23 protein-coding genes are annotated in these 25,656 nt (G+C 57.4%); 7 read left to right on the forward strand and 16 right to left on the reverse strand.

All coding sequences use genetic code 11. The features are described from left to right. Window positions 1-213 precede the first annotated feature (213 nt). Window positions 214-948 carry a hypothetical protein gene (locus tag EH55_RS01790; protein WP_037974328.1) on the reverse strand — a complete coding sequence of 245 codons (735 nt, stop codon included), beginning with the start codon at window positions 946-948 and terminating at the stop codon, window positions 214-216. A gap of 218 nt (window positions 949-1,166) precedes the next feature. On the opposite strand from EH55_RS01790, the gene EH55_RS01795 reads away from it, so the two are divergent. The 6 genes from EH55_RS01795 to EH55_RS01820 all read left to right on the forward strand — a co-directional run bounded on the left by EH55_RS01795 (window position 1,167) and on the right by EH55_RS01820 (window position 6,161). Next, a complete protein-coding gene (locus EH55_RS01795; RefSeq protein ID WP_051682548.1) occupies window positions 1,167-1,700 on the forward strand; it encodes a chromate transporter in 534 nt (177 codons plus the stop codon). Continuing rightward, window positions 1,697-2,230: a chromate transporter gene (locus tag EH55_RS01800; RefSeq protein WP_051682549.1), complete on the forward strand. Its 534-nt coding sequence runs from the start codon at window positions 1,697-1,699 to the stop codon at window positions 2,228-2,230. The genes EH55_RS01795 and EH55_RS01800 overlap by 4 nt, the downstream gene beginning before the upstream one ends. Before the next feature lie 522 nt (window positions 2,231-2,752). Then, window positions 2,753-3,754 (forward strand): TRAP transporter substrate-binding protein DctP, encoded by a 1,002-nt coding sequence (dctP, locus tag EH55_RS01805; protein WP_037974329.1) that lies wholly within the window; start codon window positions 2,753-2,755, stop codon window positions 3,752-3,754. Window positions 3,755-3,872: 118 nt separating this feature from the next. Further along, window positions 3,873-4,463, forward strand: a complete 591-nt coding sequence (locus EH55_RS01810; protein ID WP_037974330.1) for a TRAP transporter small permease — start codon at window positions 3,873-3,875, stop codon at window positions 4,461-4,463. Then, window positions 4,463-5,779: a TRAP transporter large permease gene (locus EH55_RS01815; protein ID WP_037974331.1), complete on the forward strand. Its 1,317-nt coding sequence runs from the start codon at window positions 4,463-4,465 to the stop codon at window positions 5,777-5,779. The genes EH55_RS01810 and EH55_RS01815 overlap by 1 nt, the downstream gene beginning before the upstream one ends. Before the next feature lie 115 nt (window positions 5,780-5,894). Beyond that, window positions 5,895-6,161, forward strand: coding sequence for a hypothetical protein (locus tag EH55_RS01820; protein ID WP_037974332.1), 267 nt, complete (start codon window positions 5,895-5,897; stop codon window positions 6,159-6,161). A gap of 224 nt (window positions 6,162-6,385) precedes the next feature. Here the strand turns inward: EH55_RS01820 and EH55_RS01830 are convergent, their stop codons facing one another. The 9 genes from EH55_RS01830 to EH55_RS01865 all read right to left on the reverse strand — a co-directional run bounded on the left by EH55_RS01830 (window position 6,386) and on the right by EH55_RS01865 (window position 17,141). Further along, entirely contained in the window at window positions 6,386-7,132 is a 747-nt protein-coding gene (locus tag EH55_RS01830) for a hypothetical protein (RefSeq protein ID WP_037974334.1), read from the reverse strand. 16 nt (window positions 7,133-7,148) lie between these two features. Further along, complete coding sequence (locus tag EH55_RS01835; protein ID WP_037974335.1) at window positions 7,149-8,771, reverse strand: ASKHA domain-containing protein; 1,623 nt, start codon at window positions 8,769-8,771, stop codon at window positions 7,149-7,151. An 89-nt stretch (window positions 8,772-8,860) separates the two neighbouring features. Beyond that, window positions 8,861-10,411: a Na+/H+ antiporter NhaC gene (nhaC, locus tag EH55_RS01840; protein WP_037974336.1), complete on the reverse strand. Its 1,551-nt coding sequence runs from the start codon at window positions 10,409-10,411 to the stop codon at window positions 8,861-8,863. A gap of 144 nt (window positions 10,412-10,555) precedes the next feature. After that, window positions 10,556-11,929: a uroporphyrinogen decarboxylase family protein gene (locus EH55_RS01845; protein WP_037974337.1), complete on the reverse strand. Its 1,374-nt coding sequence runs from the start codon at window positions 11,927-11,929 to the stop codon at window positions 10,556-10,558. Window positions 11,930-12,018: 89 nt separating this feature from the next. Beyond that, window positions 12,019-13,410: a monomethylamine:corrinoid methyltransferase gene (locus EH55_RS01850; RefSeq protein WP_037974338.1), complete on the reverse strand. Its 1,392-nt coding sequence runs from the start codon at window positions 13,408-13,410 to the stop codon at window positions 12,019-12,021. 30 nt (window positions 13,411-13,440) lie between these two features. Then, complete coding sequence (locus EH55_RS01855; protein ID WP_037974339.1) at window positions 13,441-14,070, reverse strand: corrinoid protein; 630 nt, start codon at window positions 14,068-14,070, stop codon at window positions 13,441-13,443. Window positions 14,071-14,194: 124 nt separating this feature from the next. Continuing rightward, entirely contained in the window at window positions 14,195-14,335 is a 141-nt protein-coding gene (locus EH55_RS14360) for a hypothetical protein (protein WP_160170716.1), read from the reverse strand. Between the two features lie 228 nt (window positions 14,336-14,563). Further along, window positions 14,564-15,715 (reverse strand): M20 family metallopeptidase, encoded by a 1,152-nt coding sequence (locus EH55_RS01860; protein WP_037974340.1) that lies wholly within the window; start codon window positions 15,713-15,715, stop codon window positions 14,564-14,566. Between the two features lie 19 nt (window positions 15,716-15,734). Further along, entirely contained in the window at window positions 15,735-17,141 is a 1,407-nt protein-coding gene (locus tag EH55_RS01865; RefSeq protein WP_037974341.1) for a YfcC family protein, read from the reverse strand. 333 nt (window positions 17,142-17,474) lie between these two features. Here EH55_RS01865 and EH55_RS01870 point away from each other — a divergent pair, with 333 nt between their 5' ends. Next, window positions 17,475-20,414, forward strand: coding sequence for an AAA family ATPase (locus EH55_RS01870; protein WP_037974342.1), 2,940 nt, complete (start codon window positions 17,475-17,477; stop codon window positions 20,412-20,414). A gap of 95 nt (window positions 20,415-20,509) precedes the next feature. On the opposite strand, the gene EH55_RS01875 is transcribed toward EH55_RS01870, so the two are convergent. Genes EH55_RS01875 through rsxC form a run of 6 tightly spaced genes read right to left on the reverse strand, consistent with a single transcriptional unit; the run spans window position 20,510 to window position 25,557 of the window. Continuing rightward, window positions 20,510-21,358 carry an RnfABCDGE type electron transport complex subunit B gene (locus tag EH55_RS01875; protein WP_037974343.1) on the reverse strand — a complete coding sequence of 283 codons (849 nt, stop codon included), beginning with the start codon at window positions 21,356-21,358 and terminating at the stop codon, window positions 20,510-20,512. An 11-nt stretch (window positions 21,359-21,369) separates the two neighbouring features. After that, window positions 21,370-21,954: an electron transport complex subunit RsxA gene (rsxA, locus tag EH55_RS01880; protein ID WP_037974344.1), complete on the reverse strand. Its 585-nt coding sequence runs from the start codon at window positions 21,952-21,954 to the stop codon at window positions 21,370-21,372. Further along, window positions 21,954-22,712 (reverse strand): electron transport complex subunit RsxE, encoded by a 759-nt coding sequence (gene rsxE / locus EH55_RS01885; RefSeq protein WP_037974345.1) that lies wholly within the window; start codon window positions 22,710-22,712, stop codon window positions 21,954-21,956. The genes rsxA and rsxE overlap by 1 nt, the downstream gene beginning before the upstream one ends. A gap of 10 nt (window positions 22,713-22,722) precedes the next feature. Next, window positions 22,723-23,298 (reverse strand): RnfABCDGE type electron transport complex subunit G, encoded by a 576-nt coding sequence (locus EH55_RS01890; RefSeq protein ID WP_037974346.1) that lies wholly within the window; start codon window positions 23,296-23,298, stop codon window positions 22,723-22,725. Beyond that, window positions 23,291-24,220 (reverse strand): RnfABCDGE type electron transport complex subunit D, encoded by a 930-nt coding sequence (locus EH55_RS01895; RefSeq protein ID WP_141730470.1) that lies wholly within the window; start codon window positions 24,218-24,220, stop codon window positions 23,291-23,293. Before EH55_RS01895 ends, EH55_RS01890 begins: the two co-directional genes overlap by 8 nt. Further along, window positions 24,220-25,557, reverse strand: a complete 1,338-nt coding sequence (rsxC, locus tag EH55_RS01900) for an electron transport complex subunit RsxC (protein WP_037974347.1) — start codon at window positions 25,555-25,557, stop codon at window positions 24,220-24,222. The genes EH55_RS01895 and rsxC overlap by 1 nt, the downstream gene beginning before the upstream one ends. Window positions 25,558-25,656 lie beyond the last annotated feature (99 nt).

Below are 25,656 nucleotides of genomic sequence, written 5' to 3' on the forward strand. Positions count from 1 at the left end.
CAAAGTGTGTATATCCTCTGTGCGTAAATGGGACTTAATTCAGAAAATAAGGTTTTTTCACTTTCAAACGATTATAGATTATACATTCTTAAGAGCGATATTGTTTAGACTAAACTTGACTAATGGGGAGCAAAATTTTTGCCGGAGCTTTTATTCCGGCAAAAAATTTTTAAGGCTGATTTTTATCCTCCGCTCATTATAAAAGGAAAGGAATCAATCGGCGCCACTCCACTTATAAGCGCCTGCTGCGGCGATTTTTTCCACCTTTCCGTTCAGCGCGATCGTCCCCTTCGCTATGTCGACGGATGTAAAGCTGACCGGAAAAGAAATCTTTGAAAAGGAGAGCAGAGGGTTGATGCGACCGATTATAAACTCTGTGACCCTCCGAGGCTGCCTCACGCCCTCAAGCGAGATATCCGTCTCTTCCAGATAAACGCCGTCGGAGCGCAGGGCGAGCTTCCCCTTTGCTTCGAGCTCAAGTTCTATCTTTGTGAATAGCAGGTCGCTTTCGAATTTTCCGGAAGCCGTGAAGCCTTTATGCAGAAATCTGAAGCGCATGTCGGAGAAGGCACCGGCGTTTCGCCCCTTGGCGAAATATTCGTTCACGTCCTCTTCTTTGAGAACCATCCGCCCCTTCGATTCAGAGATGACCTCGGCTAAAGACGCGGCGCTTTCTTTTAACGCCGGATTCGCCGCAAGAGACGCCGAGAGCTCCATAAGCTCTACCCTGAGGCCGGAGAGCTTCGAGCCGCGGCATCTGACCCAGGCCTTTTCGACGCCTTCCGACACCGCCACTTCTATTTTTTCCGGCGCCAGCTCGTTTATCAGCAGCCTTCCGATCGCAGACGCGGCGCTGTTTTCTGCCGTCCCCGCGTTAAGCGCGGTGCAGCACGTCGCGGCTAATATAAGAGCGCAGACGGCCGACGCGAAAAATTTAAACGCTCTCATAAATAAATCCCCCCTTTTTTGTACATATCGCCGAACAACTTTAATGTTCTTGGATATAGAATATTAACATAAAAAATATGGTGCGAGCGGTCAGCCCTTTTTGTGCGTGTTGTGATATACTACTGATATATCTGGTAGGGGTTGAAGAAAATTTGTCTGCCTGTGCGTTTTATTAAACAGGAAGCGAACGAAGGCAATAAAAACCGGGGTATTGAAATATGAGTCTGCTGGAACTTTTTCTCTTCTTTTTCAAAATAAGCTCCGTTACTTTCGGCGGCGGCATAGTGATACTCGGCATCGTGCAGCTTGAGCAGGAAAAGCGCCGCGACATCGACGGCGAGGCCTTCGCGGATATGGTGAGCCTTGCCGCCTCGGTGCCCGGGCCTATAGCCGTCTCCATCGCATGGCTGATGGGACGCCACTACAAAGGGCTCGCGGGAAGCCTGGCCGCCGTCGCCGGCGCTATCCTGCCTCCTTTTTTGATAATACTTATTCTTTCTCCCTATATAATCAAATATTCGAACGAGCCCGCGGTGAGGGGCTTTTTTGCCGGCGTCCTCGCCGGCACCGGCGCGATCATCTCGGTCGTGATATTCGATAACGTCAAAGGCGCGCTTTGGGGAAAATGGTGGAACCTTGCGCCATATCTGTTCGTGGTCTCAATGATCGGGGTATTCCATCTGCATCCGCTGCTCGTGATGGCGGCGGTGATCGCGCTGCAGTACCTCCGCGGGAGAATATATGCGGGATGACGAAGATAATAGAGCTGGTATGGGCGTTCGCACAGATTGGGATAACGGCGTTTGGAGGAGGCCTCTCGACGCTGCCCCTCATCGAATATCAGCTCGTGACGAAGAACAGCTGGCTCGACGCGGCGGGCTTCGGCAAGCTGGTCGCCGTATCGCAGATGACGCCGGGACCGATCGCGGTGAACGCCGCGACCTTCGCCGGCTACATCGAAGCCGGCTTCGCCGGATCGGCGGCGGCGACGCTTGCTATTGTTGCGGCGCCGCTGCTCGCGCTGTCGGCCGTCCTTCTCGTATTGAAACGGGTGAGCCCCGAGGGGAGCAAAAAGTTCAAGCTTATGCTGCGTCCGATCGTAGCCGGACTCCTGACCCTTTCGATAGTCTCGCCCTTCATGACTACCTGGAACAACGGCGTAACGGCGGTGGCCCTATTTGCCGCCGGAATAGCGCTTCTCAGGCGCTGTCGCTTTTTTAAAGAATATCCGGTGGCGATGCTTGCAATTTTCGGAATTTTAGGCGCAATTTTTATGAGGTGAGAATAGATAAAAAATAAAATTTGATTTATTAAATTATCGGCTTCAGGGATAATTTTTAGTGTGATATATCAGTTTTCCCTTGTTTTCCTGAAACTCTGCGCGCCAAAAATTTTATTATGCAGGTTGCGCACTACTCCGCCGAAAGTTTGACCAAAATAGACTTATTCTTTTCAGGCGGGCTTATTTGAATCTTGATAATAAAATAACGGAAACGTTTATCTGATGATTTTCGAAATACGGTTGCACTTAAACGAATTTACATTATTTTACAGACTGCCGTCGGTGAAAATTATCGGAGCGCGGAACGATGTGCTAAAAAGATTGACTAATTTGCTCCAATGTTGTATTTTATTTCTAGGCAGCGTCGTTTAGTTTACTTATCTGCACATTGTTTAATTTATGCAGGAAAGGAGGGAAGTCACCAAGGGCTGCGGAGAACAGTAAGCGCTTTTTCTCTTGAACCAAAAACTGTGAGGAGTTACAAAATCAGTATAAGTAACTATTCTGAAGGGAGAGTTTTTTGTGAAGAAATTCGCACTTATGTTGACGGTAATGTTTTTGTTCGCAGCGGCGGTCAGCCCCGCAACTGCGGCTCCGATAGTGTTCCGCTTCGCCGGACAGTCGCCGCCGGAACATATGGCGACCAAGACAATGGAAGCGATGGCGAAGGAAATCAAAGAAGGAACGAACGGCCGCGTGGAAGTAAAGGTCTATCCGGCAAGCCAGCTCGGTAATTATACGCTCGTCATGGAAGAGATGATTCGCGGAACTATCGACATGGCCTGCATGTCCCTGGCGACTGACTTCGACCCGCGCCTCGAGATAATCTATACGAACGGCTTCGTTACGGGTTACGACTCGGCGAAGAAGGCCCTAGTCCCCGGCGCCTGGCTTCCGAACAAGCTGAACGCCTTCCTCAACGAGGTCGGCGTGCACCTTCTCGGCTCATATGTCGAGGGCTTCATCGGGATAGGCTCGTCCAAGGCGGTCAAAGACCCCCTCGATCCGAAAGTCGACAAGGGCGTGCTGACCCGCGTTCCGAACATGGTCGTCTACACGGCCGGAGCCAAGGCTATGGGCTACCGCCCGATCACCATCCCCTATCCCGACGTCTATCAGTCGATGCAGACCGGCGTATGCGACGCCGTCGACGGTTACCCGACGGCCGCGGCCTACACGATTCTCGGCGACGTGCTGAAGTATTGGTACGCGACGAACTATTCGATGGAGTATCTGGGATACATGATCAGCGACAAGTCGTGGAAGAAGCTTTCGCCGGAAGATCAGAAGGTTTTCCAGGAGGTATGCAGGAAGTATACGCTGAAGTCGATAGACAACGCGAAGTCTGAAGACGACAAATATATGGCGCTGATGGAGAAGAAGGGCATCAAGGTCTTCAAGTACAGCGAAGAGGAACTCAAGCCGATCAAAGAAGCCTGCGTCTCGACATGGGAAGCGGTCGGCAAGGCCGGCACCGGCGTGGAGCTCATGAAGGAATTCAAGAAGGAGCTCGGCAATCTGTAAACTATGCAATAGAAAGCGAACGCACAGGGCACGATGGTGCGGTGCGTGACGTCTCATTAAAAAACCTGAGGGGCCGCGAGCCTCTCAGGGTTTTTGTTGTATTGAAAGGAGTGTCTCAATGTCAGCAGAAGAGGTAAAAACAGGACAGCCTCCGGTCGTCGAAGAAGACGATTACCAGTCGAGCGTGAGAAAGCCGAAGTGTTTGTTCGACAAGATCACGGTCAGCTTCTATTCGATCGTTTGCTTTGTAATGTCCATGCTCCTCACGGTAATCATCAGCGCCGCTACGCTGATGCGCTATATCTTTGAAATGGACCTCTACGGATACGAAGAGTGGATCAAGATATTCGCGTTCTGGCTCTACTTTATGGGAGCCGGCTACGGCGCCTTTGCGGGTACGCACGTCTGCGCGGACCTCGTTCAGTCGTATTTAAGAGAAGGCTTTTTAAAGAGGCTGCTTCTTTTTATCAAATGCGTCGTTACCCTCGGAGTTACGCTGCTCTTCACAAGTTACGGCTGGGATTATCTTAAATTTGGTTTCCTCGGCCCTTTAGGCACAGGCGTGGCGATCCCGCGCACGGTTGCATGGAGGATCCCGCTCTGGACCGCTTATCTCTCGATTTTCCTCGGCCTCGCGTCGATGTGCTACTACTTTATGTGGGATCTGATCAGGGCCGGAAAGGCGCTGTTCACGGGAGGTAAGAACTAATGATCTATGTAGCTCTTGTAATACTCATCGTCACACTTGTAATAGGCGTTCCGGTCCCCGTCAGCTTCATGGCCTCCTGCGCGTGGCTGATATTCTTCGGCGGCCCCGATATGTCCGGCTACCAGGCCACGCAGCTGCTGCCGTACGGCTTCACTCAGATGAACTCCGTCTCGCTCATCGCCATCGCGATGTTCATCCTTGCCGGCGGCATCATGGAGCGCGGGCGCATAGCCGAAAAGCTGATCGACATGGTCGACGTCTTTGTCGGCCACATCCGCGGAGGGCTCGGCATCGTCGGCACCGTTTCATGCGCGGTATTCGGATCGATCTGCGGCGCCGCCTGCGCGACGCTCTCCTGCATAGGCGCGATCATGTTCCCGCGCTTCAAGCAGGGAGGCTACCCTATGGGGCACGCCTGTGCGCTGATGGCCAACGCCGCCCTGCTCGGCCTCCTCATACCGCCTAACGCTACGCTCATCATCTTCGCGTGGATAAGCGGCATCTCCGTCCTCGCCTGTTTCCTCTCGACGATAGGCCCGGGCATCGTCACGACGATACTCCTTTCGCTGCTCAACGTCTGGATGCTCCGCGACAACAAACAGGTCTTCGTCGCGACGAAGCGCACGGGCGCGGAGCGCTGGAAGATGTTCCGCGATCGCGGGCGGCTGGCGATACCGGCGCTCTTCATGCCCGTCATGGTCTTGGGCGGCATCTACGGAGGCATCATGACGACCACCGAAGCTTCGGCGCTCGCCGTCCTCTACTGTATCCCCATAGGGCTTTACGTCTACAAGGGGCTCAACTGGAGGACGCTCTATTCGATAGTCGTCGAAAGCGCCATCACGACGGGCGTCATCATGGTAATGCTCTACTCCGTTTCGATGCTCTCCCGCCTCTACATACTGGAAGACCTTCCCGGAAAGGTGCTCTACCTCTTCTATTCGATCTCGACGAATAAATGGGTGATCATGTTCATGATCAACGTCTTCCTCGTCCTGATGGGAATGCTGATGGACGACATCAGCGTCGTCGTGCTCACTACGCCGATACTGTTGCCGATCATCACGGAGCTGGGAATCAACCCGGTACACTACGCCGCGGTCGTCGGAGTAAACACGGCGCTCGGCTGCATCACGCCTCCGGCGGCTCCGACCCTCTACCTGTCAGGCCGGGTCGGCGGCGCGCCTATCAATGAGATAATGGGGCCGGCCATCAAATTCATGGTTTTTTGCTGGATTCCCGTCCTTCTCGTTACAGCCTACATCCCGAAGCTCGTCCTCTTCCTGCCGCACATCATACTCGATGTGCCATGGTGATGCCGACGTCCCGATGATGGAAACAGCCGCGGGTTTTCGCGGCTGTTTTTTTGCGCGTGCGGCGCTAAAGGAATATAATTTACAGTGTGAGAATCAACGAAAAGGCGGCGGGAAAATGTTTTACAGGGATCTCTTTGCGTCGTTATGCTTCATATTTTTCGGAATCGCCCTCGCGACGCACTCACCGTATTTTTATTTTGGCGCGATGATGTGCGGCTGTCTGTCGATGACGGCCAAGAGGAAGATGTGGGAAAATCCGGCGTGGAGCGACGCCTTCTACGATAAGATAGAAGGCTGGCTCAGGGATAAAGTCGGAGCCCCCAAGACGGAATTCGGCGAAGGCGATGAGATAAAGCCGCTTCCGCCGCTTGACGAAAAATAAAGAAAGCCCTCCAGCGAAGAATCATTTCGCGGGAGGCGTTTTTGCGCTGGACGGCCGCGTCGAAAGAGAGTCGAAAGAAAAGAGAAAAATAGTCCTGCCGCTTGAGGGAACCGGCTTTAAAAAATTCGCCTTTGAAGTTTCGCGCGCGCGGAATGCACGGGCTTGGGGCGGCTTTATGCAAGTTATGCGCCTGTGCTTGCGCTTAACGGCGCCGCCGTATCGTATTATTTTCTTTTTGCCTTTTGCCACTCGGGCGGCATATGGCAGCCGCCGAGCTGGTAGTAGAGGCACTTTTTGCCGTTGCAGGGGCTGCACGGCTCCATCTTGACGGAGCATTCGCCCTCCTTCGCCCCGAGGGCCAGAAACGCGCACTGCGATTTTCTCGGGTGAAGCAGAGATGTGCCGCTCGCCGTCACCTCCATGAGCCTTTCGGTCTCTCCGAGCGCGACGACCTTCTCCATGAGGTCCTGCCTCATTCTGCCGATGCCCGGGTAGTATTCTCCGCAGATGTATTTGCCCGCCGGCGCGCCGATGTTTTTCTTTATCCATCCGATCAGCTCCGCGTGCATGCTGTAAAGGGCGATGGAACCCGCCACGTCGAGCAGAAGGCCCGTCATGATGCTTCCGGCCGACGACGTCATGTCGCCGGCCTTGCTTTCGAGGGCCTTGCCGATGGTCCACACGACGAGCGCCGCTTTTTCCCCCTTGTCGATCAGCTCCGGCGCCTCTTTGAATTCCTTTGATATAATTTCGTGCGGCAGTATCTTTACTACGGCCTGGGGCGCCAGCAGCCTTTCGCGCCCGCCGCCGTCCCAGAATCCGACGAACTTGCGGAAGCAGCGCATCTGCCTCTCTCCGAGTGCCGAATAAAATTCCTCCAGAGAGGAAAGATCGACGCGAATCTCTTCGCTTTCCGATATTTGCACGTCTTTTTCGCCGTAGGCCGAATGATAAATTTTTATTTTTTTCATCTTTTGCCGCCTCCGTTCAAAACGACATGGCCTTTAAAAAACGCTTCTGAAAGTCCGGCAGCGTCGACAATTCGACGTAGGACATCTTCTTGGCGGCCTCCTTGGTCCTTTCGTAAAAGCCCGGAGAGGCCAGCGACATGCAGGCGCCGAGGCCGGAAGAGTTTTTGACGCCGAGAATCTTCCCGCGGCTTACGTCCGGTATCAGGCCGACGCGCACGGCGCTCTCTACGTTTATGTTGTTGCCGAAGGCGCCGGCGAGGCAGACCTCGGCTATGCCGTCTTCAGTCGTCCCGGCGCGCTCGAGCATCACTTCCGTGCCGACCTTGACCGCGCCGACCGCCAGCTGCACTTCGCGTATATCTTTCTGCGTGAGGTATACCGGGTTTTTTTCATCGGTGAGCAGCAGCCGCACCATACCTTTTTTATCGCGGCCGAGCCTTTTTGCGAAGCGCCCGTCGAGGCATTTTTCCGGGTACTCGAAGCGGCCGCCGGCGTTTATCACGCCCTCGTCGAGCAGCAGCGCCACGGCGTCTATCAGCCCCGAGCCGCAGAGCCCGGCCGGCGCGCCTCCGCCGATCGTCCCGCAGGCGAGCTCGCCGTTATCCAAAAATACCCTTTCTATAGCGCCTTCCGCGGCCCTCATACCGTACTGGATTCGCGCGCCCTCGAGGGCCGGGCCGGCCGCGGTCGCGCAGCAGAACATGCCGCCGCCGTTTCCTATCACTATTTCGTTGTTCGTCCCGATGTCGACGAAGAGCCGCATCTTATCATCAACGTCCATGCCGACCGCCGCGACGCCGGCCACGATGTCGGCTCCGACGTAGCCCGCGACGTTGGGCAGCATTTTTACGACGCACCGCTCGTTGATGTTCATCCCGATATCCGACGCGCGGAAGGGATCCTTGAGCAGGAACTGCGGGGAGTAGGGGCTGTGCCCGATGCTTTCGGGCGAAACCCCGGCGAAGAGATGCTCCATCACTGTGTTGCCGGCTATGACGAGCTCTTTTATCTCTCCTCGCGGGACGCCACTCCTCTCGGCCATCGCGCGGATATTTTTCCCCATTTCCTCCGCGAGGCTTCTCTGCACGCGCCGAAGCGCCGCGTTTGAAGAGGAAGAGTAGGCTATCCTTGAGATGACGTCGTCTCCGAAGGGCACCTGCGGATTTAAAAACGACGCCCTGTCTATCGCTCTGCGTCCGCGCAGGTCGAGCAGATAGCAGACGACCGTAGTCGTGCCTATGTCGGCGGCGACGCCGAATCCTTCCCGCTCGCCCCACTCTTCTATTCCGCTGTAAAAGCCTTCGAGTATGCTGTGCCCTTCGCTCTCCGCTCCGTCTACCACGTATACCCTGCCGTTTTTCACGATCGGGGCGCAGCAGGAGAGGCGCAGGCCCCTTTCTATTTCCTCCTGCGTCAGCAGCTTTTTTTCTGTCTCTGTAAGAGGGCCGAAGGGGTCCTCGTCCCTGTCCTTCACTGCGACGCGGCATTTTCCGCATACGCCAGCGCCGCCGCAGTGTCGTCCTATCCTTACTCCGGCGGCCGCCGCCGCGTCCGCGGCAGACGAGCCCGGCGCCGCCGTAGCCGTTACGCCTCCGGGCATGAATGTGATTTGAAATCCGCGCTCTTTTTCGTATTCCATGAAGGTCACCTTCAAAATCATAAAATTGGGCGAAGTATAAATCACTTCACCCAATTATTCATCTTAAAATGCCGCGTGGCAATAGCGCTTTAAGCGGCTTCCTCCTCTTCGCGCGGGAAGGTGAGCGCCGTGCGTTTCTCGACCCTGTCGGCTCCGTTCTTTCCCCAGTAGTTGCCGATCCCCAGCGATGCGAGGAGTATCGCCATGAACGGGTTGATGATGTTTAGGAAGCAGTACGGGGCGTACGTGAGAGTCGGCACTCCGAGCGCGCCGGACTGGAAGGCGCCGCAGCCGGTCCACGGCACGAGGACCGCCGTCATCGTGCCGCAGTCTTCAAGCGTGCGCGACAGCATTCTCGGCGAGAGCTCCGTCTTTGCGACGGCCGTCTTGAACATGCGTCCTGGAACGACTATCGCGAGGTACTGGTCTCCCAGGAAGAGGTTGCTGACGAAGCAGGAAGTGACGACCAGCGTTACGAAACCGCCGACGGAGCGTATCTTGTAGAGCATCGGGTTGAGCAGCACGTCGAGGTAGTGGCAGCTTTCCATTACGCCGCCGAGCACCAGCGCTATCATGATCAGCGAGAGCGACCACATCATGCTGTCGAGCCCGCCTCTGTTCAGCAGCTCCGTCACGAGAGAGGATATTTCGTGGACCGTTTCGGGCGATATTCCCGTGATGCCGAACTCGCCCATTATTGCGGGCAACTCTTCGACGGCGGTCTCCGAGAGCTTGGTCGCCACCGTGGACTCATAGCCGTAGTGGATGGCCGTCAGCGCTTCAGCGAGCGTTTTGCCCTGGAACATCGCGAGCGCCGACGCAGCGGCGGTGCCGGCCATCATGCTCGGGAGCGCTGGGCATTTCAGCACCGCGAGCCCGAGGACTACGATAGTCGGAATCGCGACGTAGAGAGGGTTGATGGAGAATTCGGCGGCGAGAATCTTCTGGAAGGCGTCGATGCGGCTCGGGTCGAACGAACCGGCGCCGCTGGAATATGAGAAGCCGAGCACGATAGTTATGATCGCGACTATGATATAGGAGGGGGTCGTCGTCCACATCATCGCGCGGATGTGGTCAAAAAGGTTTGAGCCCGAGACCGCGGGGGCGAGGTTCGTCGTGTCGGAAAGGGGCGACATCTTGTCCCCGAAGTAAGCGCCGGAGATTATTATGCCCGCCGTCAGAGGAGCGGGGATGCCGAGCCCGGCTGCTATGCCTATCAGAGCGACTCCGGCCGTTCCGCCCACGCCCCACGACGAGCCCGTAGCTAGTGAAATGATAGAGCATAGAATAAGTGTCGCGAAAAGGAAAATTCCTGGCGAAAGCACGTCGAAACCGTAATAGATGAGGCCGGGGACTACGCCGGCCTGTACCCACGAGCCTACCAGCATGCCGATCGCTATCAATATCAGAAGAGCGCTTATCGACGACGATATCGCGTTGCAGATCGCCGTCTCCATTTCTTCCCAGGTGATGCCTACTACGAATTTGCCTACAAGTGCGGCTATCGCCGCCGCCACGGCGATGGGGACGTGAGCGTCGAGCCCGAGCTTCAGCAGGCCGAAGCTGATCGTGCCGGCGATACATATGAACGTCGCCAGCGCCACGACAAAACTGGGTTTTTTAGCCTTAGTCACAGTCATTTACTGTTCCTCCCTTTATTGTTGGATAGTCTTTCTCGGCGAAGATACAGTAAAATAATACCGTTTATTTTTCAACCGAGAAATATCCACTTCTTTTATTATGCTAATATACATTTACTTTTAATTATCATTAAAAGTATTATTTTAATTATTTATTCTTTTTTCTATCTCTTTGATAAGCATATCCTGCGTAGGAGTTATATTATCAAAGACCACCTCGTTGTTGATAAGCAGCGTCGGCAGAGTGGAAACGCCGAGCGCCATTGTGCGTTTTATTCCAGCCGCGCTCTTGATGAGGGATTCGCGCCATTTCAGTCTGTCGCCGTACATCGGCGCGACGTTCTTGACCGCTTCGCACATATACTGGCAGGGCGCGCAGCCCTCGGAGTCGAGCGTCACGATTTCCACGAAGACCTTCCCCGGCTCGATCTCGACGTCCTCAAAGACGTCGCCGGCCTCTTCGGCGTTGCTCAGCGCTTCTTCGAGCGACAGGAAGCCGGCCGTGTCGGAGGGCTCTTCGCCCGTCGCGGCGTATTTACCGACCGCTTCGAGGTTGTAGAAGGGCGTGTCGTACGGCAGGTCGCAGCCCGGCGAAAGTATGTAGCCGCTGCGTCCGCCTATCTCGATCCTCTTCTTCACGTCGGCGACGCATTCGCGTGGAGAGCCGAAGAGCAGCGTCGTCGTGAGCGGGATGTTCCCCTCGAACGACACCTTGTATTTATCGGCGAGATCTTTTACAAATTTCAGGTCCACCTGCTCGTCGAACGCTATGGCGTCAGGCTTGCTCTGCATCATGAGCTCTATGTTCTTAGTCGCGTTGCCGCAGCAGAAGAGCGTCACGATGCCCCCCTTGGAATGCACCTCGTCGATCGCCGGCTTTACGTAAGGCGAGACGAACGCCTCGAAGTGCTTCGGCGCTATCTGGCTCGTCATCGGGTCGACGACGGCTACTACGTGCGCGCCGGTCTCCATGTACCACATGCACATCCTGCGTGTGACCTCGGCGCAGAATTTGAGGACCTTGTGAGCTTCGTCGGGCTTTTTCATCATATCCATGATGAACGCCGAGCCGCGCAGATGCAGCGCCAGCGTGAAAGGTCCGCAGCAGAGGCCGAAGACGGCCTTTTCCTCTCCGATTTTTTCCACGAGCTCCTTCGTCGCTTCAAAAAATACCGGAAGGCGCCCCATATCCCTTGTGATATCCGGCAGAGCTTCGAGAGTCTTTCCCTGCGAGAGGATATGCCCCGTTACCGCCGGAGGGTTGTTCTTCACCCAGTGCAGCGTGCAGCCGAGCGCTTCGGCCTCGGCCTGGAGGTCGAACGCCGAGCAGACGCCGTCGGCGCTGTAGCGTTCGGCGGCGGCGCACACGGCCTTCACGAGAACGTCTTTGTTTTTAAGGAGCTCCTCCGCGTCGGAGCCGATCAGCTTGGCCACGTGGACGCCCGTGAAGGGCACCCACGGCACGCGGTCGACCTCTTCAAACTTCAGCGCTTTCAAGACTCTTTCTTTTCCGTTCAAACGATTCACCCCGTTTAAAAAGTATTGCCGGCGCTTAGCTTAAAAATAATGGGGCGTCGCCGGCGCCCCATTATCTGAAAAACTAAAAGCTAATAAGGGAATTCGACCCCCATCTTGCAGAGCTCGTCGCGCATGCGCTCGTACTGGTCGAGATATTCCTGGCGCGGCGTGAGCTTGTCCATGTCGTAGACTTCCTGGATGCGCTTGCCGTAGTTGTCGACTGGGATGAGCTTCTCGTATTTCTCCATGATCTTCTGGCAGAGCTCTTCGCATTTCGCCCTTGTGAGGCGCGATTTGAAGGAAGCCTCCGAGACTTCGTGGTAGAAGCGCGATTCAAGCGGCGTGGCCATGTCCGTGAACTTGTTGCGGCAGGTCGCCGCGCCCCAGGGGTTGCCGCCGCAGCACTCCGTCGCGAGCGCGTGGTTCGCGCACTCCCAGTAGAGCTGCTCTGTGCCCGGGCCGGCGTTTGCGAAGAGGTTGTTGAGGAAGATGAGGTTCGAATTGCGCGACATGGCCTGGCTCAGGACGCTCTGCAGCCACAGCAGCTGTCTCGTCGTCGTCGACTGCCATTTGAGGTGGAACGGGAAGTTCAAAGCCCAGCAGGAGCCGTAGAGGCAGGCGCCCTCGATGTTGTAGGCCGTCTGGAGGATGAGCGTGCCCTCGGTGCCGCCGGCGTGTCCGCCGAAGATGGCGCCGCAAAGATTGCCGAATACGTTGCCGTATGAGCGATAATGGAGGGATTTGTTGAGCATCGCGTTGTTGGTGGTCATCTCCGTGAGGATGGAGACCATGCGGCCGTCGAGGTGCGACTGGCGGACGCCCCAGACCGGATTGCCGGCGGCGATCTGAGCCTGGGCGGATTCCGCGGTGCCGACCGATACTGTCCAGACGTCCGGGCGTCCTACGAGGCGCTGCGCGTCGCGGAGGTTCATCGCGTGCTCCATAGCGGCCGCGACCTCGGTCGGATTCTGCGACGTAGCCTTGCGTCCCATGAAATCCTCGAGCAGAGGGGCGCAGAGGCCGTCGAGGAGGGGTTCTTTAAGGTAGGCCATGCAGGCCTTCTTGTGGATGTCTGTGCTGAAGTTCGCGTCGGGGCTGAAGAGATGGAAGGGGCGGCGCTCCTTGTCCTCTATCGAGCGGACCCGCAGCCAGCGCTGGTCGTGCCCCGCGCCGATCATGTACTTCGGGCGCTTTGTGTAGAGGACCTCGTTGACTTCGCGCTCCGAGAACTTCATCACACGGTGCGTGTCCTGGTTGTAGACGCCGACGGAGATAAAGAAGTCCTTCGCGGCCTCCCACGTCCTGTCGGCGAGCGCGTCGTCCTGGTTTACGATGCTCTTTCCGTCGTATTTGATATCATGCTCTTTGATGACCCTCTTCATCTGAGGTATAAAGCTCTTGAGCATCCACTCCGACTGCTCTTTGTAGAAGGGGCCGTCGTCGGCCTTGGCGAATACTTCCCACATTCTGAAAGTTGACATCTCTTCTATTCCTCCGTTAAAGAATATTTTTTATCCAAGGAGCTTCTTGAGCTTCGCGGCGCATTCGAAGGCGTCGAAGGACCACACGTCGGCGCCGATGCGCTCGGCCCACTCGACCGACGTCGGCGCGCCGCCGACGCAGACGAGGTACTTGCCCTTTTCTCCGGCGTCCTTGACGAGCTTGATGAACTCCTCCTGTCCGGGCATCGTCGTCGTCATAAGGGCCGATAGGCCGACCACGTCGGCCTTCTCTTTGCGGGCCGCTTCGAGGTAAGCTACCGGGTCGACGTCCGCGCCTAGGTCTACGACGTTGAAGCCGCTCGCCTGAAGGACTATGCCGACGATGTTCTTTCCTATATCGTGATAGTCGCCCTTGACAGTCCCGATGATCACAGTCTTCGACGGGGCGTCGCTCGCCTTTACGAGATGTTCTTTAAGCACCGACATGATCTGCATGAAAGCGTCGCCGGCGATCATAAGGTCGGGAAGGAAGACTTCGAAGTTTTCAAACTTTTCTCCCAGAAGCCCCATCTCTTCCGTAAGTCCGTTCATGATCTCCTGCGCCGGCGTGCCGCCCGCGATCAGTTCGTTTGTGAGCGCCACCGCCGCATCTCCGTCACCGTCTACCATATTCTGGCGAACTTCTGCTATTGATGACATAAATTACTACCTCCGTTTGATTCAGTTTTTAAAATGCAACCGTAATTTTTCTACCACTGAGAGGTTAACATTGCTTTGCAAAACGTCTGCAAAAAATAATTCGACAAAATTTGCATCAAGTTTTTTACGCGCGCGGCGCAATAATTCTTTTTTGCAAAAATTTTGCAGCCGCACGATGCTTCTCAAGAAGATGGCGGGATTTCAATGGTGCCGCGGCGCCCTGGGCCTGTCCGTCGATGAAGTCGGCGCCGAGGGAATCTCTCATCGCATAACTCTCATAGATTGCTTCCTCCATCGATCCCGTGGGATGATTTTATTCATGGGATTAAGGCTTTCCCCCGCTTCGCCCCGCGGCGGCCTATCGATCAGCCGCGCTGCCGTTCAAGTCGGCCGACCTTCTTATCCGTTCGGATATTGGGCGCACAAAAGCGTCGGGGCCATGGGCTGAAAGACGCCCATTGGCCCCGCTTCTGCGGCTCATCTGATTTCCGTGCTAATGGCTGCGGAAGTCCTCTTTTATTTTTTCGACGAGCTGCGGGGACTTCAGTATCTCTTCTCCGACACCTGCCAGGCAGCAGGCCATCTTGTACATCCTCTCGATGGCCAACGGCGCGTCGGCGTCCCTCAGGAAATCGGACGTATGAGCGTCGGAGCTCGGCCGCACCATCCGTATCCAGGGATGGATCGCCGGCACTTCCTGGCTTACGTTCCCCATATCGGAACAGCCGCCCGTTTCGACGTATTCCTGGAATTCCCCGATGCCCGCTTCTACGAGGCGCTTCTTGAAGAGCCCGACCAGCACGTTGTTGTTTTTCATACAGCAGATCGGCGGCTCGAACATTTCGATTTCGGCCGTGCAGCCCATGGCCTCTGCGGTTGAGCGCGCGACGCGCAGGATTTTTTCTACAAGGGAGCGGAAATATTTTATTTCCCTGTGGCGTATCTCGACGCGCAGCGAGGCCCTGTCGGGGATGACATTTACGGCGGAGCCTCCCCCCGTTATTATCATCTGCACGCGCGAGCCGTCTTTCATCTGCTGGCGCAGCAGGCCGACGGCGCTGTAGAAGCTAACGGCGGCGTCCAGCGCGTTTATACCGCCCTCCGGCGCCGCCGCCGCGTGCGAGGCTTTGCCGCGGAAGGTGACGTCGTAGCCCTCAAGGTTGACGAGGTCTGAGGCGAGAGCGGAAAAGTTCATCGGATGCACCATCATCGCGATGTCGGCTTTTTTGAAATAGCCGCCGGCGAGCAGTCCGGGCTTGCCGCGCCCCGTCTCCTCGGCGGGCGTGCCGAAGAGGTAGACGCTCCCCCTGTACTCTTCGAGCAGTTCGCCGAGCGCCGTGGCCGCGCCGAAGCCGATCGCTCCGATGAGATTGTGCCCGCAGGCGTGACCCATGCCGGGCAGCGCGTCGTACTCGGCGACGATGCCTATCGAGGGGCCTTCGCCGCTGCTTTTATGTGCCACGAACGCCGTCGGAAGCCCTTCGATGTCGCCGTCGACGTCGAAGCCTTCGCTCAGCAATAGCTCGGTGAATTTTTCCTTCGCCCTGAATTCCTCCATCTCGATCTCAGGGTTGTTGTAGAGGAATTTTTCCAGCTCCAGGATTTTTTCCTTTTTGCTCTCTATTATTTGTTGGATATTTTTCAAGGCCGTATCGCCTCCGGCATCAGAAGGGGCCGTAGTTGATCGAGACCGCCGCCGCGATGAGCGCGGCGCCTAAAATCGTCGCAAAGAGGCAGTAGGGAGCGAAGAATTTCCACCACTTATTGATCGGCACGCCGGATATGGCGCAGAGGACCGCGCAGGCCGTCGGCCAGAATATGTTGGAGAAGCCGTCGCCGAACTGGAAGGCGAGGACCGCTATCTGGCGGTTGATCTTGAGAAGATCCGAGAGCGGTATCATAAGAGGCATCGACGTCACAGCCTGTCCGCTGCCAGAGGGGATGAAGAGGTTGAGCAGCGTCTGGAAGCCGAACATCGCTTCGGCCGCGACGGTCTTCGACATGCCGGCGAGCCCGTTGGAGAAGTAGAAGCATATCGTGTCTATGATCTGCCCCTTCTGGAGGACGATGAGGATGGCGCGCGAAAGGCCGATTACGAACGCGGCGAAGAGGATGTTTTTCGAGATGTCGACGAAGGCGTCGCAGGTCTCGTTTATGCTCTGTTTGTTGACGAGCCCGACGACGAACATCATCACGATGAAGATCGCGGAGAGCTCCGAGAAGTACCAGCCGTATCTGATCGCGCCGAAGGCGAAGGCGATGACCGTGCCGAGGCATATCAGCAGAGAGATCTTATGTCTCGTCGTGAATTCCTTGGAAACGAGCTCATCCTGCGTCGAGCTGGATAGGAAGGGGAATTCGACGCCGTAGACGTAGCTTTTTTTCGGATCGGCCTTCACCATGCGGCCGTAGCGGCACATGCAGCTCAGAAACAGCGTCATGAAGCAGACGTAGCAGAGCCAACGGAAGCCCATCCCCGAAAAGAGCGGCAGCTCGCCTATCGTCTGCGCGATCGCCACCGTGTAGGGGTTGATCGACGCGGCCGCGTAGCCTGTGGCTATGCCTCCCAGCACCGCGATCGCGCCGTAGAAGGGGTCGTAGCCGAGCGCCACGCCCATGCTCATGACTACGGGGACGAAGCCGTAACTCTCCTCGTAAATGCCGAAGGAGGCGCCCATCAGCGAGAAGATGATCGCGATAAGCGGCATCGCGAACTGTTTTTTGTCCTTCAGCCTGCGTATCAGCGCGCCCACGCCGGCGTCGAACGCGCCGACCCTGATGAGCATGACCATGAAGCCGTAAGAGAAAAAGGTGAAGAAAACTATGTTGGCCGCGTCGACCATGCCGTCGTAGATCGACATCACCATCTGCGGCAGGCTTACCGGCGTGTGGGCGACGAGCTTGAACGTTCCGGGGACGACGAGGGTTCTTCCGGTAGCCTCGTCGAAGGCGCGGTCGAACGTTCCCGACGGAATGATCCACGTGAGGACGGTGGCGATCATAATAAAGATGGAGATCACCACGAAAGTGTTAGGCATCGTAAATTTCTTTTTCACGCTCTTTTCTTCCATAAAAAATCCTCCTTGCTGAATATCGAAACGGTGGCTCCGCACCGCCCATCGGTCAGCCGCCGATGGCTTTGTGCATAGTGCACGCCGCTGATAAAATAGATGTTGAATAATCGTCTCAGCGTAAAATAGCACCGATATGCAAAAACCGTGCAAAAACGTCCCGCTGAATATTTTTTTTCGCGGTTGAAACGATAACGGTTTTTAACGATTTTTGCAAAATTTTTGCATCTGCTGGCGTATACTATGGCGAAGGTCCGCATTTTATGTGCAAGATTCCGATTTATCGGATACAATCGTATAAAGTGGAGAAACAGTTTCGCAGGTGAAAAAATTATGAAATACAAAGCTCGCTTTCTCGGCATACCGGAACTCTTTATAGACGGAGAGAGGTGCGCCTTCCCCTTCAGGAAGGCGCAGGCCCTCGCGCTTATGCTCGTCGAGGAAAGAAGCGTCTCCAAAAACAAGATCTGCGAATATCTGTGGGCCGACAAGGCCGCCGAGAAGGCGCGCAGGAATCTAAGCAACGCTATGAGCTGCGTGAAGAAGCTGCTGCCGGTGAAGATAAGCGGCGGCGATGTCATTTCCCTCGACCCGAAGGTCAAGATAGAGCGCGACACGGACCAAATATTTCAGCTGGAAACGCTCGGCTGGCAGGAGATATCCGAGCTCTGCCGCCCCTATATGGACGTGACGGAGATGAGCGACTGGCCTTACTTCAGCGACTGGCTGCTGTCGAAGCGCCAGTATTACGGCAATCTGCTCGTCAAGAATCTAAAAAAGCGCGCGCAGGCGCAGCTGGCCGGCTATGCGAAGAGCGGTGCGGCGGACGCGATACTCTGCTACGAAAAGCTTGCGGAGCTCGAGCCTTACGACGAAAAAATCTGCGCCGAGCTCGTGCGCCTTTATATAAAGACGAACCAGAAGGTCAAGGCTATAGACGCGGCGCACGCCTTCTCGTCGCGCATGGAGAGCGACTTCGGCATCGAGGCCGACCTCTCGGAGTTATCGTCGCTTATGAAGAGGAAGAAGGAGACGCCGAATATCAGGGCCTCGGCGCCTTCCGACGGGGAGAGCCCTCTCGCGCGCAGCGGCGAGATTTTAAAGATGCTCGACTTCTTTTCTAAAGGAAAAGAGAGCCAGTCTCTCTGCGGCCTCGTCTGGGGCGAGCAGGGCATCGGCAAGACGGTCTTCGTCAACGAGATAGTTTCATGTCTGACCGAAAGCGGCTGGGAATGTTTTTCGATCGACTGCTGGCAGGAGGAGAAATCTTACCCGCTCGCGCCGATAAACCGCCTTTTGAAGCTGCTGCGCATATCTCCGGCGCGGCAGGACGGCGTGAAACCCCTTTCCGAGTACAGCTATTCGTATCTCGCCGACTTGATCTATCAGCGCGTCGCTGAGACGTCGGAAGGCTCGCGCCGGCTGCTGATCATCGAAAACATACAGTGGATGGACGACGCTTCGTGGAACGTGATCGAGTCGATAATGAGCGACGACAGCTCGCCGCGCAACATGCTCGTCTCGGGCTTCGAAGAGATCCGCTCCGCGTTCATGCTGCGCGCCGCGCTCGCCGACGAGCCCTTTGAAAAGTTCGAGGTCACGTTGAGGCGCTTCAACCTCGAAGAGACAGCGCGCATATGCCGCGAGATGGCGCCGGACGAGGAATGGTCGGACGAGCGCATCCACGACATCTATATGCAGACCGAGGGCAACCCCTTTTTTATCAAGGAGATGCTCAAATACAAGCAGGGCGGCGTCATCGACGGCAACAAGCTGCATAAGAACGTCTACCTTTCGATGATAGAGCTCCTCGACGAAAACGAAAGGCTTTTCCTCGAGGCCGCCGCGGTGTGCCCGGAGTGCGCTTCGATGAGGGAGATAGCGGCGGTGCTCGGCATTTCGCCCCTTGAGGTGTCGAAGTATTACAACAACCTGCGGCTGCACGGCTTCCTGCGCGAAAAAGAGAGCGGCGGCGACGTGCTCTATTATTTCACGCACACGAAGATACGCGAAGCTCTGCTTCAGGAGATGTCCTTCTCCCGGAAGATGGCGCTGCATATAAAAAATATAGAAGTGCTCGAAGCGTCTGCGCCCGAAGTGCTAAGATACAGGCACAAGAAGATGTGCGCGAAAATCTTCTACCACTGCCATGAGGCCAACATGCCGGTGAAGGAACTCTACTGGAGGGTAAGGGAGCTCGAACTGCACTTTATGGCGGTCCACGAGGTCTTCCCGACACTCGTCGACCAGGATCTGATGCACTACATCCCCTCGGTCGAGGACGTCACCTATACGCAGAGGGCGCTCGGCGAAGCGTGGAAGATGATGGATATGCTCTTCCGCACCGAGGGAGGCAGCCCCGAGCTTCTGCGTCTGGAAAGAGACCTATATATCTTAAAGGGCGGCTGCTTGTGGTGGAGCGGCCGCTACGCCGACGCCGACGGCATGCTGCGCAGCGCGCTGAGAAAGGGAGCCGCGATAGGCGAGCCGGAGCCGATCATCAGGGCCGGCGTGCAGATGTGCTACTTGGCTATTCAGAGGGACGACGCGAAGACGCTCTCCTTCTGCGCGCGCAAGCTCCGGACTTTTGCGAAGAAGACGCCGTTCCGCCAGTGGGAGGGAATCGCGCTGCGCTTCATGGCGATAGCGAAAATACTCGCGGGCCGTCATGAGGAGGTCGAAGAATATCTGCTGATGTCGACGTCGATCTTCGAGAAGCTTGAGGAAAGAGGAGAGAACTATACGGTCTGCCTGACGGCGGCCGAACATTTCCGCGGCGACTGCATGCTGGCCCAGAAAAAAATCGCGGAGGCTCTGACGTTTTACGAAAACTGCATCAACATATGCGACTCCGTCGCGCTCTTCCGCGGCCTTGGGCTTTCCCTCGCCAAGGCGGCCTTCTGCCTGATGCTGCTCGGCAGATACGACGAAGCGGAGAAATGCCTTCAGAAGATGGGAAAGTTCTGCGGCATCATGCACACCGACTGGGATGAAGGGCTTCAGGGCGGCGGCTTCGCCTACAGCCTGATGGGGCTGGTAAAGTGCCGCAAAAAGGACTGGTATCACGGCGCGATGTGCTTCGCAGTCGCGAAGCGCCTGGTGAGCGAGGCCAAGCGCCCCGTCTGGCAGGCCGTGCTCTGCTGGTCGAAGCTGGAGCTCTATAAGATGACGGCGGATATGCCGAAAGATTTTGCCGACGAAGTCCTGAAACATCCAAAGGAATGGTATGAGGCCCAGCTTGCGCAGCTGAAGAGCAAGGTAGGCTGGATATAGCGGCAAAAGGCCAATATGACGGGCGGCGCGGCAAAAATATGCGCCTCGCTAAAGGAGCCGCGAGGCGCATATTTGATTCTCTGTGCCGTTGCTTTTTACGCCGGGGAAGCCGTCGTTTCCGCCGGGCGAGGCGCTGCCGACGGCCTTGGCGGCCTTGCGTCGGCGATGGCCTTTACGGGACATTTGCTCGCGCAGAGGCCGCAGTTCACGCATTTCGCAGGGTCTATCGCCGCAAGCGCGCCCTTCATCTCGATCGCCTGCTTAGGACAGGCCTTCACGCAGAGCGTGCAGCCGATGCAGCCCGCGCTGCATACCTTTTTCACGAAGGGGCCCTGCAGCGGGTTGCTGCATGCGACGTGAATCTTTGATTTTTTCGGCACGAGCGCGATCACGCCTCTTGGGCATTCGGCCGCGCAGGCGCCGCAGCCTACGCACTTCTCGCGGTCGACCGCCGCGACGCCGTTTTTGATCTGAATGGCGCCGAAGGGGCACACCTCGACGCAGGTCCCGAAGCCGAGGCAGCCGAAGGAGCAGGCCGACGGGCCCTTGCCGGGCACGACGACCGCCTCGCGGCAGTCCGCCGCGCCGTGATAGACGCAGTCTTTCACGGCCCTATCGAGCGTGCCCTGGCACTTTACGAACGCGACCATCGGCTCCGCGGCCTCCGCCGCGACGCCCATTATCTCGGCAATCTTCGCTGCGACTTCGGGGCCGCCCGCGGCGCATTTGTTCAGCTTCGCCTTTCCGGAGGCGCAGGCCTCGGCGTAGCCGTCGCAGCCGGGGAAGCCGCAGCCGCCGCAGTTCGCGCCGGGGAGAAGCTCGCGTATCTTGGACTGGCGTTCGTCCACCGCGACGAAGAATTTCTGCGACGCGAAGGCAAGTAGGGCGCCGAAGACGACGCCGAGTCCGCCCATTACCGCGGCGGGATAAAGTATTCCGTCCATTTCAAGCCCCCCTATTTAATGAGCCCGTTGAAGCCCATGAACGCTACCGACATGAGCCCGGCCGTTATCAGAGCTATCGGAAGGCCGCGAAGCGCGCGCGGCATCTCGGCGCTCATTTCGATGCGCTCGCGTATGCCGGCCATCAGCGTGATTGCGAGCAGGAAGCCCGCCGACGCGCCGACGGCGTTGACTATCGACTCGATAAGCCCGTATTTCTCGTTCATGTTGATGACGGCGACGCCGAGCACCGCGCAGTTCGTCGTGATGAGCGGCAGGAATATGCCGAGCGACCTGTAAAGTCCGGGCATAACCTTCTTGAGCACTATTTCGACGAATTGAACGAGCGCCGCGATGATGAGGATGAACGCCAGCGTGTAGAGGTATTCGAGCCCCATCGGTACGAGGATGAACGTGTAGGCGAGCCACGTCATTATCGCGGCGAAGGTCGTCACGAAGATGACCGCGATCCCCATGCCTTTCGCCGTCTCAAGCTTGTTGGAGACGCCGAGGAAGGGACAGCAGCCGAGGAAGCGCGAGAGCAGTATGTTGTGCACTATCAGCGCGCTTATGAAGAGCGCCGCCAACTTGAGGAACATTACTTACCAGCCTCCTTCTCTTCCCGCGCGGGCTGCGCCTTCGCGCAGACTACCGCCGCGTTGCCGCCGCCGCAGAGGTTTTTCAGCGCGCAGCCGCCGCACGCGTCGAGCTCCTTCCAGCCGTCGACCGCGGCTTCCGGCGCTCCGCCGGCGGCCGCGGCGTTTTTCTTCATCTGATAGTTGCGGAAGAGCCCCATCAATATGCCCAGCGTGATGAAGCCGCCGGGCGCGAGTATCACGAGCAGCGCCGGCTGGTAGAAGGTCGGGGGAAGGATCGTCGTTCCGAAGACCGTGCCGTTGCCGAGCAGTTCGCGGATAGCGCCGATGACCGTCAGCGAGAGCGTGAAGCCGAGCCCCATGCCGACGCCGTCGAAGAGCGAGTCGAGAACGCCGTTCTTGAACGCGAAAGCCTCCGCGCGCGCGAGGATTATGCAGTTGACGACGATGAGCGGTATGAATATCCCCAGCGATTTATTCAGCGCCGGCGCGTAGCCCGATATCAGCAGCTGTACGACCGTGACGAAGCCCGCTATCACGACGATGAACGCCGGGATGCGTATCTCGTCCGGGATGAATTTGCGTATCGCGGAGACGGCCACGTTCGAGCCCATAAGCACCGCCGTCGCCGCGAGCCCCATCCCTATGCCGTTCTCGGCGCTCGTAGTGACCGCGAGGGTCGGGCACATGCCGAGCACCAGGCCGAAGGTCGGGTTCTCGGTGATTACTCCATTTTTGATCAGTTTGAGAGGATTCTGCATGATATGCCTCCTAGTCCGCCCGCCGCGCGGCGCCGGCGAAGTTCGACTTCCAGTACGAAATCGCGTCGTTCACGCCGGTCGTTACGGCTGTGGAAGTGATGGTGGCGCCGGAGATCGCCTGGATGTCGCCGTCGCGCGCGGGCGGCGTCTTGGTCACGCGCAGCGCGGCGGCGGGCTTATCCTTGAACTGCCCGGAGAATTCGGGATTTCCGGCTTTGGCGCCGAGCCCCGGCGTCTCGCTGTGCGCTAAGATCTTTATGTCCTTCACATGCCCGTCGTTCGCTATTCCGACGATGAAGGTGATAAGCCCGCCGTAGCCCTTCGGCATTACCGTGAAGTTGTAGCCCATGACGTCGCCGCCTCTGCTGCCTTCGTATATCTCGGCGATGCTTCCGGCTCCGCCCTTCGGCTCTATCGCCTTGAAGTCCTCCGCCCCCGGCAGCGTCGCCGCAAGAGCTTCGTTTTTCTCGCGTCCCTGGGCCCAGCGTATGGGCTCGAGCGTTAAGGTGTGGACCGCGCCGAGAATCACGCCGGTTACGGCTGTGATGATAAATAGCACCAGTCCTAATCTGAGGATCTTACCCATGCTTTTTCACCTCTCCGAAGATACGCGGCTTTGTCGCGCGGTCAATGAGCGGCACAGTCAGGTTCATTATGAGGATAGAGTACGATACGCCCTCCGGGTATCCTCCCCAGCTGCGTATCAGCGCCGTGAGCACCCCGCAGCCGGCCGCGAAGATCATCTGTCCGCGGGGCGTTACAGGCGTCGTGGTGTAGTCGGTGGCCATGAATATCGCGCCGAGGAAGAGGCCGCCGGAGAATATCTCCTGCAGCGGCCCCACCGGCCTGCCGAAGAGCGCGCAGAGCGCGGCGGCGACGGCTATATAGACGACCGGTATATGCCATTTGATGACGTCCTTGTAAAGAAGTATCGCAAATCCGACGAGCAGCGCGGCCGCGGAGGTCTCGCCGATGCATCCGCCGACGTGCCCGATGAACATATCGCTCCAGCTGGGAAGGCCGTCAAGAGTCCCGGCCTTGATCATCGCGAGCGGCGTGGCGCTGGAGACGCCGTCGAGCGTCCACGTCGTCATGGGCACTGGCCAGCTCGTGAGCATCATCGCGCGCCCGGCGAGCGCGGGGTTGACGATGTTACAGCCGAGGCCGCCGTAGAGCTGCTTTACGACTATTATCGAGAAGAGGCAGCCTATGACCGCCATCCAGAATGGTATAGTCGGAGGCAGGTTGTAGGCGAGTAGCAGCCCGGTGACGGCGGCTGAAAGGTCGTCGACGGTCACGGTGCGCTTCGTCAGCTTCTGCCAGAGGTATTCGAACGCGACGCAGGAGATCACGCAGACCGCCATCACGACCGCGGCGCGAGCTCCGAAGAAATATACTCCCGCAAGGCCCGCCGGCGCGAGCGCCGCAAGCACCCAGCCCATGATCTTCTGTGTGTCGAGCGGGGAATGTATATGCGGAGAGCTTGATACGACAAGTAAACGTTCCATTATTTGGCAGCCGCCTTTCTGCGCATCGCCGTTACAGAAGCTTTGCCGTCGCGGCAGCCCTGTGTCAGCGGGCGGTTCGCGGGACACATGTAGGTGCAGCTCCCGCACTCGATGCAGTTCATCCCGCCCTCTTCTTCAAAACGCTTGTACTGCCTCGCGCGCACGAGAGGCTCGAGCACTGTGGGCACCAGCCCCATCGGGCACGCTTCGACGCAGCGGCCGCAGCGCAGGCACGCGCGGATGGGCTTCAGCATCGCGGATTTCGCCGTGAGGCAGAGAATCCCCGACGTGCCCTTTACGACCGGCACGTCGATGGAGCGCATCGAGAGGCCCATCATCGGCCCTCCGGAAAGAATCTTCACCGGCTGCTCCTTGAAGCCGCCGCAGAGGTCGATCAGCTCGCGGATCATCGTGCCCTGCGGCGCTTTGATGTTCTTCGGATGAGCCACCGCGTCGCCGGTGACGGTCACGACGCGCGTGACCGCCGGCAGCCCCTCTACTATCGCGCTGTATATCTGGTAGACGGTGCGCACGTTGAGGATGATGCAGCCTACGTCCGCGGGAAGCGCCGTGATGACGAACTCCTGCCCCGTCAGCGCCTCGATCAGCATTTTTTCCGCGCCCTGCGGGTATTTCACCGCAAGCGGCTGCACTGTGACGTTGTTCAGTCCGGATTTCGCGACGGCGTCTTTGAGAATCGCTATCGCTTCCGGCTTGTTGTTCTCTATCGCGATGACGCCCTCCGCTTCGGGGAAGAGGCGCATCGTCAGCGCGAGCCCCTGCACTATCTTTTCCGTGCCTTCCTGCATCAGGCGGTTGTCGCAGTTGAGGTAGGGTTCGCATTCGACGCCGTTTACGATGAGCCATCTGATCTTTCTGTCGGGCGGCGGCGAGAGCTTTACGGCCGTCGGGAATGTGGCGCCGCCGAAGCCGACTATGCCGGCGTCGCGTATGCGCTTCACGTATTCCTTCGGGTCGGCCGTCTGGTAATTTTCGAGCGGTTTCCACTCCGGCGCCAATTCGTTCTTTCCGTCGTCCTCTACGACGACGCACGTCTCGAAGGCGCCGGGGGGCGTCAGCCTCATAGTGACATCCTTTACCGTGCCCGACACGCTCGAAAGTATCGGGGCCGAAACGAAAGCGTCGTTGTTGCCAAGGCGGGTCCCCACGAAGACGCGGTCCCCCTTCGCGACTACCGGGGCGCAGGGCGCTCCGATATGCTGCGACATAGGGAAGACCAGCTCGCCCTTCGGGCGATAGGAGACGATGCTTTCGCTTACCGTCAGCTCTTTGTTCTGCGGCGGATGAATTCCGCCCCAGAAAGATGGAAGCTTCATAAGTCCTTCCTCCCTTACACGATTCAACATAAATGCCAAACCTCAATCGAGATGACTAATCCCGATGTACAAGACAATATTCTATCATCTACCAAGAAA

This window comes from Synergistes jonesii, assembly GCF_000712295.1.
GTDB lineage: Bacteria > Synergistota > Synergistia > Synergistales > Synergistaceae > Synergistes > Synergistes jonesii.

Bases quoted from the DNA above. Each gene is read 5' to 3' on its own strand.
- EH55_RS01810 (WP_037974330.1), top strand. From the start codon at position 3,873: ATGTCAGCAGAAGAGGTAAAAACAGGACAGCCTCCGGTCGTCGAAGAA.
- EH55_RS01865 (WP_037974341.1), bottom strand. From the start codon at position 17,141: ATGGAAGAAAAGAGCGTGAAAAAGAAATTTACGATGCCTAACACTTTC.
- EH55_RS01850 (WP_037974338.1), bottom strand. From the start codon at position 13,410: ATGTCAACTTTCAGAATGTGGGAAGTATTCGCCAAGGCCGACGACGGC.
- EH55_RS01830 (WP_037974334.1), bottom strand. From the start codon at position 7,132: ATGAAAAAAATAAAAATTTATCATTCGGCCTACGGCGAAAAAGACGTG.
- nhaC (WP_037974336.1), bottom strand. From the start codon at position 10,411: ATGACTGTGACTAAGGCTAAAAAACCCAGTTTTGTCGTGGCGCTGGCG.
- EH55_RS01855 (WP_037974339.1), bottom strand. From the start codon at position 14,070: ATGTCATCAATAGCAGAAGTTCGCCAGAATATGGTAGACGGTGACGGA.
- EH55_RS01790 (WP_037974328.1), bottom strand. From the start codon at position 948: ATGAGAGCGTTTAAATTTTTCGCGTCGGCCGTCTGCGCTCTTATATTA.
- rsxA (WP_037974344.1), bottom strand. From the start codon at position 21,954: ATGTTCCTCAAGTTGGCGGCGCTCTTCATAAGCGCGCTGATAGTGCAC.
- EH55_RS01815 (WP_037974331.1), top strand. From the start codon at position 4,463: ATGATCTATGTAGCTCTTGTAATACTCATCGTCACACTTGTAATAGGC.
- EH55_RS01890 (WP_037974346.1), bottom strand. From the start codon at position 23,298: ATGGGTAAGATCCTCAGATTAGGACTGGTGCTATTTATCATCACAGCC.
- EH55_RS01820 (WP_037974332.1), top strand. From the start codon at position 5,895: ATGTTTTACAGGGATCTCTTTGCGTCGTTATGCTTCATATTTTTCGGA.
- EH55_RS01870 (WP_037974342.1), top strand. From the start codon at position 17,475: ATGAAATACAAAGCTCGCTTTCTCGGCATACCGGAACTCTTTATAGAC.
- EH55_RS01895 (WP_141730470.1), bottom strand. From the start codon at position 24,220: ATGGAACGTTTACTTGTCGTATCAAGCTCTCCGCATATACATTCCCCG.
- rsxC (WP_037974347.1), bottom strand. From the start codon at position 25,557: ATGAAGCTTCCATCTTTCTGGGGCGGAATTCATCCGCCGCAGAACAAA.
- EH55_RS14360 (WP_160170716.1), bottom strand. From the start codon at position 14,335: ATGAGAGATTCCCTCGGCGCCGACTTCATCGACGGACAGGCCCAGGGC.
- EH55_RS01800 (WP_051682549.1), top strand. From the start codon at position 1,697: ATGACGAAGATAATAGAGCTGGTATGGGCGTTCGCACAGATTGGGATA.
- EH55_RS01835 (WP_037974335.1), bottom strand. From the start codon at position 8,771: ATGGAATACGAAAAAGAGCGCGGATTTCAAATCACATTCATGCCCGGA.
- EH55_RS01795 (WP_051682548.1), top strand. From the start codon at position 1,167: ATGAGTCTGCTGGAACTTTTTCTCTTCTTTTTCAAAATAAGCTCCGTT.
- EH55_RS01875 (WP_037974343.1), bottom strand. From the start codon at position 21,358: ATGGACGGAATACTTTATCCCGCCGCGGTAATGGGCGGACTCGGCGTC.
- rsxE (WP_037974345.1), bottom strand. From the start codon at position 22,712: ATGCAGAATCCTCTCAAACTGATCAAAAATGGAGTAATCACCGAGAAC.